Below are 1,321 nucleotides of genomic sequence, written 5' to 3' on the forward strand. Positions count from 1 at the left end.
CGGCCCCAGTACAAGCTGTTCACCTGGGTTGCGATGCTCTTCGCCGCGGGCGTTGGCATCGACATGCTGTTCTACTCGGTCACCGGGCCGATCCAGCACTACCTACAGCCCCCGGCCGGTGAGGGCGGGACCCCCGAGGCGGCCCAGGATGCCGTGGTCTGGACCATGTTCCACTACGGGATCTCCGGGTGGTCAATGTACGCCCTGCTCGGCATGGCCATGGGGTATTTCGCTTACCGATGGGGCATGCCGTTGTCCATCCGCGCCGCGCTGTACCCGCTGCTCGGCAAGCGGGTCAAGGGTGGGCTCGGTGATGCCATCGACGTCATCACGCTGCTTGGCACCATGTTCGGCGTGGCCACCTCCATGGGCATTGGTGTGGTGCTGCTGAACATCGGTTTCGCCTGGATCTTCGGCCTGCCCGAGGGCCTGGCCCTGCAGATCGCACTGGTGCTGGTCGCCGTCGTGCTCACCGTGGCAGCCTCGACCTCCGGCGTGGACAAGGGCATCAAGTGGATCTCTGAGCTGAACATCTGGTCCGCCGCGGCCATGCTGCTGTACATGCTGGTGACCGGTCAGACCGCGTTCGTGCTCAACGGCATCGTCCAGAACATCGGCCGGTTCATCTTCACCCTGCCAGAGCGCACCCTGCAGACCTTCGCCTACGAGTCGGACGGTGCCGCGTGGATGGCCGGCCAGACCCTGTTCTTCTGGGCGTTCTGGCTGGCGTGGGGCCCGTTCGTGGGCTTGTTCCTGGCCCGTATCTCCCGCGGTCGCACGCTGCGGGAGTTCGTCATCGCGGCGATCACTGCCCCGGTGCTGTGCGATTTTCTGATCGTGTCCATCTTCGGCAACTCTGCCCTGTGGCAGGTTTTCAACGGCAACACGGACTTCGCCCAGCTGGCCATCGATAGCCCGGAACAGGGTTGGTACGCCCTGCTGGAGATGTTCCCCGGGGCCGCGTTCCTGATCGGACTGGCCACCCTGTCCGGGCTGCTGTTCTACCTGACCAGCGCCAACTCTGGCGCCATGGTCATGGCGAACTTCTCCTCCTCCATCCCCAACCCCGCCGATGACGGCGCCAAGTGGCTACGCATCTTCTGGGCCCTGGTCACCGCCCTACTGACCATCGCCATGCTCATCGCCGGCGGCGTGGTGACCATGGAGCACGCCACGCTGATCTTCGCCCTGCCGTTCACGGTGATCGCTTACCTCGTGATGCTCTCCTTCTCCAAGGTGCTGCGCATGGAGCGGGCGGAACGCGAGGGACAGATCCTGCGCCGCCAGTCCATGGCCGCCCACGGCGGCCACGTGCCCGAGC

Annotated in this window: 1 protein-coding gene; it reads left to right on the top strand. The window is 65.3% G+C overall.

The window, feature by feature from the left end; translation table 11 throughout:
* On the top strand, window positions 1–1,321 hold a 1,321-nt coding region (locus CITRI_RS0115540), incomplete at both ends, for a BCCT family transporter (RefSeq protein ID WP_010145872.1).

The sequence above is a fragment of the Citricoccus sp. CH26A genome (assembly GCF_000224415.1).
Taxonomy (GTDB): Bacteria; Actinomycetota; Actinomycetes; order Actinomycetales; family Micrococcaceae; genus Citricoccus.